Origin of the sequence: Brevibacterium sp. CT2-23B, from assembly GCF_013168765.1 — a bacterium.
Taxonomy (GTDB): Bacteria; Actinomycetota; Actinomycetes; order Actinomycetales; family Brevibacteriaceae; genus Brevibacterium; species Brevibacterium sediminis.
This window is the reverse complement of sequence record NZ_JABBYK010000009.1, coordinates 114,178-127,369: the sequence shown is the minus strand read 5'-3', so window position 1 is coordinate 127,369 and position 13,192 is coordinate 114,178. Positions and strand designations below refer to the sequence as shown.

Sequence of the window (13,192 nt, the reverse complement as noted above, 5' to 3'; positions counted from 1 at the left end):
TCAGGCCCTCCCGTCATGCAGCGGCACACTGTTCAATTTGGCCGTGATCGCCTGCCCGAGCTTGAGCAGTGCGAAGCCGACCCCGACGACGGCCAAGGTGGAGATGATGAGGATCATCGCCATGGCCGCTCCGACCGCCCAGTTCTGTGCGGTGTTGAACTGATTGGCGATGAGCTGACCGACCATGGAGCCGCTCGCTCCGCCGAGGACGGTCGCGGTGACGTAGTCGCCGTTGAGCGGGATGAACACGAGCAGGCAGCCGGAGACGACCCCGGGCATCGCCATCGGCAGCGTGACCCGCATGAAGGTCTTCACCTTCCCCGCGCCGAGGTCGTAGCTGGCCTCGCGCAGCTTCTTGCCCGAGGCGTCGATGGCGACGAACAGCGGCAGGATCATCAGCGGCAGATAGTTGTAGACGACGCCGATCTGCACCGCCGTCCGCGTGTAGAGGATGTCGAGAGGGCCGTCGAGCAGCCCGAGCCCCTGCAGCCAATTCGACAGGAACCCGTCGGGGGAGAGCATGATCTGCCAGCCGAGGGTGCGCACGAGGAAGTTCGTCCAGAACGGCACCATCACCAGGGCCAGAGCCAGCGACCTGCGGGCGGGCGCAACCTTGATCGCCAGCCAGTACGCGAACGGCAGGGCGATGATCAGGCACAGCAGGGTGCCGAGCAGCGAGATGCGCAGCGTCGCGAAGAACGTCGAGACGAAGCTTGCGCTCATCGCCTCCGGGTACCGACCGAACGACAGGCGATCGGTGGCGATGGCCGTGAACTGGTCGGGCTTGTACCCGAAGCTGTAGAAGACGATGAGGGCGAGGGGAATGATGAAGAAGAACAGCGCATAGGCCCACGTCGGAAACGACATGGCCGCCGGACCGAAGAACTTCGTCGCCGACTTCTTCGGTCGTGGCTGCTGCGGTCGGGTCTGAGTGCTCATGCTCCGCTCCTGGCCTGGGCGTCGGTGAGGATCTTCGTCCGAATCTGATCGGCCGGAGTCTGCTTGCTCGGTTCGAGACGGTCGAGGACCTTCTGTGCCGGGAAGATGAGGTCCTGTTGGCCGAGGTCGGCCTTCTTCGCCTGCTCGGCCAGGCCCTTCGTTCCGATCGGGTAGCCGATGTAGTCGAGCTGGTCGACCGCAGTGTCCGGCGAGATCATGTGGTTGATGAAGGCGTGCGCGGAATCCGGGTGCGGGGCGCCGGTGGCGATCGCCCAGCAGTCCATCCACAGATTCGCCGAGGGGGTCGGGAAGACGAACTTCCAATTCTCCGGGTCCTTGACCTCGGTCAGGCCCTGCCGGGCGTCGCCGTTGAAGGCGTGCAGAAGGGTGAAGCTGCCCTGAATCATGCTCGTGGCGGCATTGCCGACATAGGCCTTCACGTTCGGAGCCAGATCGTCGACGATGATCTTCCGAGCCTTGTCGAGCTCTCCTTCGTCCTGAGTGTTGAGGCTGAAACCTTGTGCAGCCAGAGCGATCGCCGAGACCTCCCATGGGTCCTCGAGCAGAGCGGTCGTGCCGGCCGCTTCCTTCTGTGCGGCATCGAGGAAGTCCTGCCAGCTCGTCATCTCCCGGTCGATCTTCTTCGTGTTGTAGACGAAACCGGTGGTGCCCCACGCCTTGCAGATCGAGTACGTGTTGTCCGGGTCGAAGTACTGATGAGTGAAGTTCGGATCCATATGCTCGAAGTTCGGGATCAGGCTGAGGTCGAGCTCCTGCAGCAGGTCATGTTCGAGCATCTGCGGAATGTTCGACCCCGTCGGCACGACCACGTCGTAGCCGGACGTCCCGCGTGAGGTCGAGAGCTTCGCCACGAGCTCCTCGTTCGACCCGTAGGCGTCGACCTGGACGAGGATGTCGTTCTGGGATTTGAAGGCGTCGAGAAGTTCGGGATTGTCGTAGTCGCCCCACGAGTAGAGGTTGAGCTTCGATTCGAGCTTTCCGTCGGTCGGCGGCGATGCCGCCATCTTCGTGTTCTTGCCGCACGCGCTCAGTGCCCCGAGCCCGACGACACCGAATCCGGCCAGCAGCGCTCGCCGGCTCAACCTCGCCGAGGCGGCCCGCGGGGCCAGGAACGTCACATCGGGTCTCTGCCGGGCCATTTCAGGCACCGCCTTCGAGGAGGGACGCGACCGCGCTCGGCTCACGGTCATACACGGCGACGGCGTCGGCATTCCAGCTCAGCTCCACCTCGGTGCCAGCGCTGATCGGCTCCCGCCCGGCGGCAGGCACGCGGGCGAGGATCTCGTCGTTGTCACCGACGACGATCATGTACTGGATGACGTCGCCGAGGAACGAATACGAGATCACGGAGCCGCGGGCCGTGTTCGCCTCTCCGGAACTCTCGCCTGCGGGGGCGACGTGCATCCGTTCGGGACGGATGGCTGCGCGCACTCGGTCGCCGACCTCGAGATTCCGGGGTTCACCGGCGGCGGTGGCCGGTTTGAGTGTCAGCGTCGGGGCCGTGAGCACAGCGTTAGCCGTGCGCAGGGTCGCGGTCGTCGAATCGGTGGACGCCACCTCGGCGGAGATGAAGTTCTGCTTGCCGATGAAGCCGGCGACGAAGCCGTTGTGCGGGTTCGCGTAGATGTCCTCACCGGAGCCGATCTGCTGGATGACGCCGTCGTACATGACGACGATGCGATCGCTCATCGCCAGCGCCTCATCCTGATCGTGGGTGACGAAGACGAAGGTCGTGTCGAGCTTCGTGTGGAGGCGTTTGAGCTCGAGCTGCATCTCCTCCCGCAGCTTCCGATCAAGCGCCGACATCGGCTCGTCGAGAAGGAGGACCTGCGGCCGGTTGACCAGCGCCCGGGCCAGGGCGATACGCTGCTGCTGACCGCCGGAGAGCTGTTCGGGCTTGCGCCCGGCGAAGTCCTCCATCTGCACAAGGGCGAGGGCATCGCGGACGCGCTGCGCGATCTCCGGTTTCGGGACCTTCGCCTGCTTGAGTCCGTAGGCGATGTTGTCGGCGATGTTCATATGCGGGAACAGCAGGTAGGACTGGAACACCGTGTTGACCGGTCGGCGGTGCGGCGGCAGGGACACGATGTCCTTGCCGGCGAGCAGGATCGCACCGTCGGTGGGGGTCTCGAAGCCGGCGATCATCCGCAGCAGGGTGGTCTTTCCGCAGCCGGAGGGGCCGAGCAGGGAGAGGAATTCACCCTTGCGGACGTTCAGATCGAGGCGTTCGATGGCGGTGTTGTCGCCGAAGACCTTCTTCACACCCTGGATCTCGAGGTGGTCGAGTCCGGTCTCCGCAGACGGCGTCGAGGTGGCTGTACTGGTCATGATGGCCTTTCGTCTTCAGCTGGCTGAGCCGGTGGCGGTCGGGGCGGACGGCGTGGTCGGTGCCGGTGTTCGAGGCAGCAGGGCGTCGTGGGCGATGCGCCCGTCGCAGATCGTCAGTTCGTTCGTGATCTCCGCGATATCGGTCGGCGGCAGCGTGAACGGGTTGGCGCTGGCCAAGGCGAGGTTGGCCGGCTGACCGGTGCGGATGTGGCCGTTGTCGGCCGAGCGCAGCAGGTGTGCCGAACCTGCGGTGTAGGCACGCAGCGCCGTCGTCAGGTCGATCGCCTCGTCGGGCAGCAGCGGCGACTCATCCGCGGCGGTTGGGTGCGAGCGATTGAGCGCGACATGGATCGCGTCCCACGGGTTCGCCGTTGATACCGGCCAGTCCGAACCCATCGCCAGATGGGTGCCGGAGCGGTTGAGGGACCCGAAGGGATAGAGCCAGCCGCTGCGCTCGGCACCGAGGAACGGCAGGTTGAGGTCGATCATCTGCTCGTCATAGCAGGCCCACAGCGCCTGCAGGTTCGCGGTGACGCCGAGTTCGGCGAAGCGGGGGACATCGGCGGGATCGACGACCTGGACGTGGGCGATATGGTGACGGCGTTCGCCGGTGTCAGCTGCGCCGGTCGTCCCGGTGCCGGCCGTGCCCTGGCTGCGGACGGCCTCGAAAGCGTCGAGGGCGGCCTTGACTGCAGCATCGCCGATCGCATGGCAGTGGATGTCGAAGCCGGCCGCATCGAGGGCCGCGAACGAGGCCTCGAGGTGGTCGCGAGTGAAATAGCTCGTCCCGAAGCCACCGCAGGTGCACGTGTATTCGGTCGTCATCGCCGCGGTCCGGGACTCGACGATCCCGTCGAGCATGAACTTCACCGAGGTGGCGCGGAAGCGTCCGTCGGAGCGTGCGAGATCGGTCAGTCGGGCCACCTCGGCGTCGATGTCCTCGACTCCGCGCGGCCACCACAGGCTGCCGACGACCTCTGACCGGAGCTCGCCGGATTCCGATGCGCCGACGTAGGTGTCGTACGGGTCGCGGTGGCCGCCGTAGTCGCCGACGATGGCGTCCATCCACGCGGTCACGCCGAGGGAGTTGAGGTAGCGCTGACCTTCGCGCAGACCGGCCAGGACCTCCTCCTCGGAGGCGGAGGGAACGTGGGCTGAGACGAGGTCGATGGCCGATTCGTGCAGGCACCCGGTGGGGCGGCCCGCGGAATCGGCGACGATGACGCCGCCGGCAGGTGCAGTGGACGTCTCGTCGAGTCCGGCTGCGGTCATCGCCTGCGTGTTCACCCATGCCGAATGGTGGTCGGCGCTGAGCAGGATCGCCGGCCGATCGGGGCAGGCCACGTCGAGGATGTCGGCGGTCGGGTCTCCTCCGGGAAAGTGGGCCATCGACCAGCCGCCGCCGATGACCCAGTCGTTCGCAGGGTCGGTCGCGCCGTCATCACGGTTCGTGTCGGCGACATAGTCGCGGACCATCTGCAGCGCGGCCTCGAGGCTGTCCGCTCCGCTGATATCGCAGGCCAGGGCCTCCTGACCGCCGAAGGTCGTGTGCACATGCGCATCGACGAAGCCGGGAGTGAGCAGCTTCCCGGCGGCTTTGATCGTGCGCGACGCGGGCACAGCTGCGGGTCCGGTGCCGATCTCGGTGATGATCCCGTCGCGGATGCTCACGCGATCCTCGGCGCGCAGAGCCTCACCGTCGAAGATCGTGACATCGAGGATATCGAGGTCCAATGCTGCCTCCCGACTGCAGTGTCGTGGCAGAGGCGGATTGCCGAGCCCGCTCTCTGAGTGTGTTGTGGATCACTGTGAAGTCACCTTAGCGGAACATCCCCCGTGATTCCACTGATTCCGTTGCAGAAATATGCGTCAAGTGAGGGAAACTGCAACACGGATTGTCAGTAGCGCTGATTCAGCGTCTCACACTGCGATATTCGCACAGGAGTCGTTGGCGGCAATGGTGAAGCCGCGGGGCACCGACTTGTCGTCGATGCCCCGCGGCTTCTGTGGGGTTGAGAACTGAGCGCTTCAGCCGGGGAAGGTCTCTCCGGTGAGCTTCTCGAAAGCCTCGATATAGCGGGCACGGGTCTTCTCGACCACCTCGGCGGGCAGCGCCGGGGGAGGCGTGTCCGATGCCTTGTCCCAGCCGGATTCTTCGGTCAGCCAATCGCGGACGAACTGCTTGTCGAAGCTCGACTGAGCCTTGCCTGCCTCATAGCCCTCGGCGTCCCAGAAGCGGGAGGAGTCCGGGGTGAGCACTTCGTCGCCGAGGACAATCGTGCCGTCGGGCAGGGTCCCGAACTCGAACTTCGTGTCGGCGAGGATGATCCCGCGTTCCCGGGCGATCTGCTCGGCACGCTGGTAGATCTCCACGGTCAGGTCGCGCAGCCTCTCTGCGGTCTCGGTCCCGACGGTCTCGGCGACGGCCTCGAAGCTGACGTTCTCATCGTGTTCGCCGAGCTCGGCCTTCGTCGCCGGAGTGAAGATCGGAGGCTCGAGGCGATCGGCCTCGACGAGTCCGGCCGGCAGCTGGATGCCGCACACGGACCCGGTGGCCCGGTAGTCCGACATTCCCGATCCGGTGAGGTAGCCGCGGGCCACGCACTCGACGGGGAACATGGAGAGGTTCTGCACGATGAGGCCGCGGCCGGCCACGGCCTCGGGCACGTCTGAGCTGATGACATGGTTGCCGATGACATCGGCGAGCTGATCGAACCACCACAGGCTGAGTCCGGTGAGCACCTTGCCCTTGTCCGGGATCTCCGAGTCGAGCACCCAGTCATAGGCGGAGATGCGGTCCGAGGCGACCATGAGCAGCTGCTGCGCACTCGCGGCATCGGCGGCGTCGGCGGGAATGTAGAGGTCGCGGACCTTCCCCGAATACACGTGCTTCCAGCCCGGCAGCACCGGGGCGACCGGTGCGGGGGCGGCGTATCCGGAGGCGAGCTCGATACGTCCGGCGGCGGCCGCCTCGGCGATATCGGTGCGGTGCTGCTCACCGTCCCACTTGATCTGGCCGACCGCGGCATAGGCCTTCGCCCGCGCATCGTCGAGGTCGTCGCCGAGGGAGACGACGGAGAGCACGCGGCCGCCGGAGGTGACGATGTCACCGGTCTCGGCGATGTCCTTCGTGATCACGGCATCTTCGGGGGCGAATCCGCCGCTGGGACCGGTCGCGAGTTTCGTGCCAGCGTGGAGGACGCTGATGTCGGGCAGGGTCGCGACGGTGTCGAGCCCGCGGATGATGTCTCCGGTGCTCGGAGTGCCCGGGTAGTTCTCGGCTGCCATGACCACGGTCACCGAGGAGCGCGGATCCCATTCGAGGGGTGCGGTCTCGTTCAGGCGGCCCTCGGCGGCGGCGAGCAGCGTCTGGCCCAAGGGGCTGGACAGGCGGGCGAGCACCGACTGGGTCTCCGGATCGCCGAAGCGGACGTTGAACTCGATGACGCGCAGACCCTTCGACGTCAGCGCGAGCCCGCAGTAGAGGAGCCCGGTGAACGGGGTGCCGCGGCGGGCCATCTCATCGACGACGGGCTGGGCGACGGTGTCGATGATCTCGTCGACGGTGCCGGCAGGCAGCCACGGCAGCGGCGAATACGCGCCCATCCCGCCCGTGTTCGGGCCGGTGTCACCGTCTCCGATGCGTTTGAAGTCCTGAGCCGGGGCCAGGGGAACGGTGGTCGTGCCGTCGCAGAGGACGAACAGGGAGACCTCGGGGCCGTCGAGATAGTCTTCGATGACGACCCGGTCGGAGACCTCGAGGCAGGAGCTCGCATGTGTCAGCGCGGCATCGAGGTCATCGGTGACGACGACTCCCTTGCCGGCGGCCAGGCCGTCGGCCTTGACCACGTGCGGGGCGCCGAATTCGCGCAGTGCGGCCGCCGCCTCGTCGGTCGAATAGGCGACCACCGTACGTGCAGTCGGCACGTTCGCGGACTCCATGACCTCCTTTGCGAACGCCTTCGAGCCTTCGAGGTGCGCGGCTTCCGCGCTGGGGCCGAAGACGGGGAAGGAAGCTTCGCGCAGAGCATCCGCAACTCCGGCGACCAGCGGGGCTTCGGGCCCGATGACGACGAGATCGACGTCGAGGGTCTCAGCCAGCGCGGTCACGGCGGCGGCATCCGAGGCATCGACCGCCTCGGTGTGGGCGATCTGCGCGATACCGGGATTGCCGGGAGCAGCGATGACGGCGTCGACCTGCGGGTCGCGCGAGAGAGCGAGGACAAGGGCGTGTTCACGGGCGCCCGAACCGATGACAAGAACCTTCACGCCACCAGCCTAAAGGGTCGTAGGCTTGAGTGCGTGACCTTCTCGACTTTCACCCCCGCGCAGGCTGGCGAGCTCGCAGTCGTCGAGCGCTCCGGCTTCATCGAATCCCGACACATCGGGTCCGCCGTCGTCCTCGACCCGGACGGATCACCGCTGATCAGTCTGGGCGCCCCCGATGCTGCAGTGTTCACACGCTCGAGTCTCAAACCGCTGCAGGCGATCGCGGCGATGAGCCTCGGGGCGCAGCTGACCGGACCCGCCGCGGCCCTGGCCGCCGCCTCGCACAAGTCCGAAGCCGGGCACGTCGAGGTGGTCGAATCGATGCTGGAGACAGCAGGGCTGAGCGTATCCGACCTGCAGTGCCCGTCCGCCCATCCCGCCGACGGAGCCTTCCGCCGCGAACTGCAGGAACGCGCACGGGCGCAGGGGGACGAAAACACCGACCCGCGCTCGCCCCTGTATTTCAACTGCTCCGGCAAGCACGCTGCGTTCCTCGCCGCCGCCCGCGCCATCGGAGCCGACACCTCCACCTATCTGTCCCCGGACCACCCCGTGCAGCAGAAGGTCGCCGAGGTGGTCGAGACCTTCGCCTCCGAGGAACCCTCCGCGGTCGGCATCGACGGCTGCGGGGCACCCGTGTTCGCGCTCAGCCTCACCGGTCTGGCCCGGGCCATCGGCCGTGTCATCCGGATGGGCAGCGCCGACGGCGCGGTTGAGGAGACGGCCGGACCATGGACTGCCTATGAGCGTGAGGCCCGCACCCTCACCGAGGCGGTCTTCGCCGACCCATGGACGATCGAGGGGCACGGCCGACCGAATTCGACCGTCATCGACCGACTCGGCGTCTTCGCCAAGGGCGGGGCCGAGGGCGTCATCGTCATGGCCACCCGGACCGGGTATGCCGTCGCCGTGAAATGCCTCGACGGATCTTCCCGGGCCACCGGGTTCGTGGCGCTGACCCTGCTCCAGCGGGCGGGAGCGTTCGACGCCGAGCCGGGAGCCGCCTCGGCGCCGGAGAACGACACGGTGGAGGCCGTGATCGCTGCGATCACGGACCCAGTCACCGGGGGCACGGATTCCGAGGGGCGGACGAACGTTGTCGGACGCCTGGAGCTCGGGGAAGATATTGCCGATATCGGTGAGAGGAAGAGGGACTGATGGCGATTCGCAGAAGGATCGACCCCGATCAGGGACGCAGCGCACTCGAGCTGTGGCTGACGCAGGCGAGGCTCGATGCGGCCCCGGCCGACCGATCGACCACCGCCACCGCAGTGCGCTTCACTCTCGAAGAGCTCGCTTCCCGTGCCGAAGGCAACAGCGTCGAAGTCCGGGTCCCGCCGTTCGGCGTCACCCAGTGCATCGCCGGTCCTCGGCACACCCGCGGCACCCCGCCGAACGTCGTCGAGACCTCCGCCGAGGTGTGGCTGGGTCTGGTCACCGGACGCACCGACTTCCAGGCCGCGCTCGCCGCCGGGGACATCGACGCCTCGGGAACCCGAGCCGACCTCGGCGATTTCCTGCCCCTCTTCACCCCTGCAGAACTCGAGGCCTGAGCATGAGCGCACAGATCACGCAGACGACGTCGTTCATCGGCGGGCGGCATGTGCCGTCCCTGCTCACCTACGCCAATATCGACCCGGCCACCGGCGGCCAGCTCGGCGATATCGCCCGCGCCGGGGCCGATGAAGTCGACCGGGCGGTGCAGGCTGCGGCGAAAGCGCAGCAGGAATGGAAGCGCTCGAGCCCCGAGCAGCGCTCCCGTCTGCTCATCGCCACCGCGGCCGTCATCACCGCCAACCGCGACGATCTGGCCCGCATCGAATCCGAGGACACGGGCAAACCTCTCACCCAGGCCTATGTCGACGTCGACGTGTGCGCCCGTTACTTCGAGTTCTACGGGCACACCATCGAGTCCTACTACGGTCATGCGATCCCGCTGGCCGAGGACATGCACGTCTACACGCGCCGAGAGCCCTTCGGCGTCACCGGCCACATCGTGGCCTGGAACTATCCGCTCCAGCTCATCGGCCGCGCCGCCGCCACCTCGCTGGCCACCGGCAACTGCGCCGTCGCCAAACCCGCGGACGAGACCCCGCGGTCGACCGTACGGCTGGCCGAACTCATCCACTCCGTCGGCTTCCCGGCCGGAGCCTTCAACGTCGTCACCGGCCTCGGCGCCGAGGCGGGAGCGGCACTGAGCGCCCACCCCGGAGTCGCACATCTGGGCTTCGTCGGATCGACGCAGACCGGCTCGGCCATCGCCCACGCCGCTGCCGATCGGGTCGTGCCCACGGTCCTCGAACTCGGTGGGAAGTCCGCGAACATCGTCTTCTCCGACGCCGATATCGATGCGGCGATCCCGTCGCTGGTGCGCTCCATCATCCAGAACGCCGGGCAGACCTGCTCGGCCGGGTCCCGGCTCATCGTCCACCGTGACATCCACGCCGAGGTCGTCGAGAAGATGGCCGCCGCCATGGCGCAGGTGACCATCGGCTACGGTCTCGACGACCCGATGCTCGGGCCCCTGATCTCGGCCAAGCAGCATGAGCGGGTGGACGGGTTCCTCTCCGAAGTCGATTCCGGGCAGATCGTCACCGGCGGAACACGGCCGGGCGGGCTGGCCGACGACCTTGTCGCCGGGGCGTTCATCACCCCGACCATCGTCGACTCCGTCGACCCGGAGTCCCGGATCGCCCAGGAGGAGGTCTTCGGTCCCGTCGTCGTGACCCTGCCGTTCGCCGACGACGATGAGGCCGTGGCGCTGGCCAACGGCACCGACTACGGTCTGGTCTCGGCCCTGTGGACGCAGAACATCTCCCGTGCCCACCGACTGGCCGCCGAGGTCGACGCCGGTCAGATCTTCGTCAACACCTACGGTGCCGGCGGGGGAGTCGAACTGCCCTTCGGCGGGTTCAAGAAGTCCGGCTACGGACGCGAGAAATCCATCGAAGCCCTCGACGAATACACGCAGACGAAGACCGTCGCCATCAAACTGTGACTGTGCCGAAGAGGGCAGTGAGCCGATGACCTTCTCGGTCCTCGGGCTCGTCCTCATCGCCTCCGTCGCCCACGCCGTATGGAACCTCGCCGCGAAGTCCGTCACCGGCAAGGGCTTTGCCTTCGTGCTCGCCTACCACGGGCTCTCGGCGATCCTGCTCGCCCCGCTGGCAATCGTCATCATCGCCACCGGAGGCCAGTCGCTGAACTGGGGTCTGGTCGGTGCGGCGGCGTTGAGCGCGGTCTTCCACATCGCCTACTCCGTGGCCCTGCAGTCCGGCTATGACCACGCCCCGCTCGGCGTCGTCTACCCTACGGCGCGCGGCACCGGGCCCGTGGTCACGATCATCATCGCCGTAGTCTTCCTCGGTGAGCGTCCCACCCTCGCCGAGGCGGCCGGAGCCTTCACCGTCATCGCCGGGATCGCTGTCGTCACGATCCGTCCCCGCGGCGGGGTCGGCCCCACCAGCAGCCACGGCTTGCGCCGCGGACTCGCGTGGGGCGGGCTGATCGGGGCGTTCATCGCCTCATACACGCTGTGGGACGACTTCGCCGTCAACCATGTCAGCGACTCTCCGCTGCTCTACTTCGCCGTCTCCGAAGCCTGCGTCGGGCTGATCATGACCGCGGGAGCCTTCGCGCTTCCCAGCGGGCGGGAGAAGCGCGCCGATCTCAGAGAGATCCTGACGAGCCACAAGCGCGCGCTGGTGACCGTGGCGATCCTCTCACCCCTGGCGTATGTGCTCGTCCTCTATGCGATGCAGCAGGCACCGGTGGCGCTCGTGGCCCCCGTGCGGGAGACCTCGATCATCGTCGGCACCCTGCTGGCCTGGTGGTTCTTCGGAGAGAGGAACGTGGTGCTCAAACTCGCCGGTGCCCTCATCGTGGTCGTGGGTATCGGGCTCATCGCCATCGGGTGAGAGGGCCGCGGCTCAGCGGCGGCGCCCGGGCTGACGGCGGTTGACCCGCACCACCCGCACCGGGCACACGGCGTGCGAGAGCACACCCTGCGACGTCGACCCGAGGACGGTGGCGACGAACCCACCGCGGCCACGAGAGCCGATGACCATGAGATCGGCGGTGTACGTGGCGGACACGAGCACCTCGGTGGCGGGAGCATCGAAGACCGAGTACCGCACCTCGAGATCGGGGAAGTCGCCCTTCAGCGAGTCGGCAGCGGCAGTGAAGGACTTCGCCGCTTCGTCGTACATCCGGATGAGGTGCTCCTCGCTGGGCATCCACTCGGGCGAGAGGATATGCGTGGCGGTGACCCCGACGAGGCGCAGAGGAACACCATAGATCGCAGCCTGTGAAGCAGCGGCACGCAGCACCGGGGTGTCGGTCTCGAAGGGATCGACGGCGGCGACGACCTCCCCGGAGAAGTCGGGTCGGGTTCGTCGGTCCGCCTCGGCGGAGGGATCATCCGTCGTGCGGACGGGATCGTCGACGGGCAGGGGAGTCGTCGGCATGACCCGGGTCGGCCACGTGCTCGGGACGACGACGGTGGGGCACTGCGAGTGCGCGGGCATCGCCAGGGCCACGGAGCCGAGGAGACGACCGGCGAACCCGCCGCGACCGCGGGCGCCGACGACGGCGAGGGCGGCGTTCTTCGAATGCTCGACCATGACCCCGGAGGCGTCACCGGGCGCGATCGTCGTCGATACGGGAACGCCGGCCTTGGTGACGGTGGCGGCGGCCGCCTCGGCGATGTCTTCGACGGTCTTCTTCACGGCGCTGTCGAAGTCGGCGGGGTAGACGATGTCGGCCTGGCTCATATTGACGCCGGGGACGGTGTAGGCGGAGACGATGCGGATCTCGGAGGAGGTCTTCTGTGCATGCGTGATCGCCCACTGCAGGGCGCATTCGGCGTTGTCGGAACCGTCGATGCCGACGATGATCGTGTGGGACATATCGGAACCTCTGTCTTCAGTGACCGTCAATCTGGTTGAGTCCAGCATAGTTGTGTCCAGTTTATGGGAACTGGCATGAGACTGCCTGGGAGGAACCTCAGGCTGACTCGACTAGACTGTTCGCGACCTGTTGTTCCGGGGCGATCCCGGCGTTTCATCGGCCTCAAGGCCACGTGTCCAAGGAGATCATGAAGGACCAGATCGACGTCTCCGTCCGTCGCAGCCCCAAGTACTCGGTGTTCATGGGCATCGGCGCGGTGCTCGGCATCGTGCTTGCTGGAATCCTCGCGGTCTTCGTCGACCCGGCCGATATGCCGATGGGCTACACGGTGGTCAAGGGACTGGGCCTGCTGCTGCTCGTCCTCGGGATCGGCGGACTGTTCCTCGGCGGACTCGTCGCGCTCATCCTCGATTGGCGGGGGCGGAAGAAGTCGAAGGAGTTCCGGGTCGGTGCGCAGATCGACATGGTCGACGACCCGAAGGAGATCGCGCGCCGTCGCATCGCCGAAGCCCGCGGGGAGGACCCGGATGCCGGTGATGTCGAGGGCGGAGCCGCCTCGGCGAGCCAGGATGCCGCACCCGAGGCGGATGACTCCGCACCAGCGGCAGACGATGTTGAGCCCACTGCCGACGATGCGGACGAGGCGGGAACGGGCCGGGATACGGCCCCCGGTTCCACAGTCTGATCACCGGGTCAGAGCGCCGTTGCGGGTATGAGACAATTTCAC

The 13,192-nt window shown here is 67.1% G+C and carries 11 protein-coding genes; 5 read left to right on the top strand and 6 right to left on the bottom strand.

Going from position 1 to position 13,192, the window contains the following annotated elements:
- From HIM68_RS18685 to purD, 5 genes are all read right to left on the bottom strand, one after another.
- Positions 1-939, bottom strand: a complete 939-nt coding sequence (locus tag HIM68_RS18685) for an ABC transporter permease (protein ID WP_172175349.1) — start codon at positions 937-939, stop codon at positions 1-3.
- Positions 936-2,099 (bottom strand): spermidine/putrescine ABC transporter substrate-binding protein, encoded by a 1,164-nt coding sequence (locus HIM68_RS18680; RefSeq protein ID WP_172175346.1) that lies wholly within the window; start codon positions 2,097-2,099, stop codon positions 936-938. Before HIM68_RS18680 ends, HIM68_RS18685 begins: the two co-directional genes overlap by 4 nt.
- A 1-nt stretch (position 2,100) precedes the next feature.
- Positions 2,101-3,288 carry an ABC transporter ATP-binding protein gene (locus HIM68_RS18675; RefSeq protein WP_139906998.1) on the bottom strand — a complete coding sequence of 396 codons (1,188 nt, stop codon included), beginning with the start codon at positions 3,286-3,288 and terminating at the stop codon, positions 2,101-2,103.
- A gap of 15 nt (positions 3,289-3,303) precedes the next feature.
- A complete protein-coding gene (locus HIM68_RS18670) occupies positions 3,304-5,022 on the bottom strand; it encodes an amidohydrolase (RefSeq protein ID WP_172175343.1) in 1,719 nt (572 codons plus the stop codon).
- A 294-nt stretch (positions 5,023-5,316) separates the two neighbouring features.
- Positions 5,317-7,557: a phosphoribosylamine--glycine ligase gene (gene purD, locus HIM68_RS18665; RefSeq protein WP_172175340.1), complete on the bottom strand. Its 2,241-nt coding sequence runs from the start codon at positions 7,555-7,557 to the stop codon at positions 5,317-5,319.
- A gap of 33 nt (positions 7,558-7,590) precedes the next feature.
- Between purD and HIM68_RS18660 the strand changes: the two genes are divergently transcribed.
- The 4 genes from HIM68_RS18660 to HIM68_RS18645 are packed head-to-tail and all read left to right on the top strand — an operon-like array spanning position 7,591 to position 11,474.
- On the top strand, positions 7,591-8,715 hold the full coding sequence (locus HIM68_RS18660) for an asparaginase (RefSeq protein ID WP_172175337.1): 1,125 nt from the start codon (positions 7,591-7,593) through the stop codon (positions 8,713-8,715).
- Complete coding sequence (locus HIM68_RS18655) at positions 8,715-9,110, top strand: sterol carrier family protein (RefSeq protein ID WP_172175334.1); 396 nt, start codon at positions 8,715-8,717, stop codon at positions 9,108-9,110. Before HIM68_RS18660 ends, HIM68_RS18655 begins: the two co-directional genes overlap by 1 nt.
- A 2-nt stretch (positions 9,111-9,112) precedes the next feature.
- A complete protein-coding gene (locus tag HIM68_RS18650) occupies positions 9,113-10,555 on the top strand; it encodes an aldehyde dehydrogenase family protein (RefSeq protein WP_172175331.1) in 1,443 nt (480 codons plus the stop codon).
- A 25-nt stretch (positions 10,556-10,580) separates the two neighbouring features.
- The gene (locus HIM68_RS18645; RefSeq protein ID WP_172175328.1) at positions 10,581-11,474 is read left to right on the top strand and encodes an EamA family transporter; all 894 of its coding nucleotides are present in this window, start codon (positions 10,581-10,583) and stop codon (positions 11,472-11,474) included.
- 12 nt (positions 11,475-11,486) lie between these two features.
- Here the strand turns inward: HIM68_RS18645 and HIM68_RS18640 are convergent, their stop codons facing one another.
- Positions 11,487-12,464, bottom strand: a complete 978-nt coding sequence (locus HIM68_RS18640; RefSeq protein WP_139470413.1) for a universal stress protein — start codon at positions 12,462-12,464, stop codon at positions 11,487-11,489.
- 188 nt (positions 12,465-12,652) lie between these two features.
- Here HIM68_RS18640 and HIM68_RS18635 point away from each other — a divergent pair, with 188 nt between their 5' ends.
- On the top strand, positions 12,653-13,150 hold the full coding sequence (locus HIM68_RS18635) for a hypothetical protein (RefSeq protein ID WP_216657271.1): 498 nt from the start codon (positions 12,653-12,655) through the stop codon (positions 13,148-13,150).
- Positions 13,151-13,192 lie beyond the last annotated feature (42 nt).

Bases quoted from the DNA above. Each gene is read 5' to 3' on its own strand.
- HIM68_RS18650 (WP_172175331.1), top strand. From the start codon at position 9,113: ATGAGCGCACAGATCACGCAGACGACGTCGTTCATCGGCGGGCGGCAT.
- HIM68_RS18655 (WP_172175334.1), top strand. From the start codon at position 8,715: ATGGCGATTCGCAGAAGGATCGACCCCGATCAGGGACGCAGCGCACTC.
- HIM68_RS18675 (WP_139906998.1), bottom strand. From the start codon at position 3,288: ATGACCAGTACAGCCACCTCGACGCCGTCTGCGGAGACCGGACTCGAC.
- HIM68_RS18640 (WP_139470413.1), bottom strand. From the start codon at position 12,464: ATGTCCCACACGATCATCGTCGGCATCGACGGTTCCGACAACGCCGAA.
- HIM68_RS18680 (WP_172175346.1), bottom strand. From the start codon at position 2,099: ATGGCCCGGCAGAGACCCGATGTGACGTTCCTGGCCCCGCGGGCCGCC.
- HIM68_RS18685 (WP_172175349.1), bottom strand. From the start codon at position 939: ATGAGCACTCAGACCCGACCGCAGCAGCCACGACCGAAGAAGTCGGCG.
- HIM68_RS18645 (WP_172175328.1), top strand. From the start codon at position 10,581: ATGACCTTCTCGGTCCTCGGGCTCGTCCTCATCGCCTCCGTCGCCCAC.
- HIM68_RS18635 (WP_216657271.1), top strand. From the start codon at position 12,653: ATGAAGGACCAGATCGACGTCTCCGTCCGTCGCAGCCCCAAGTACTCG.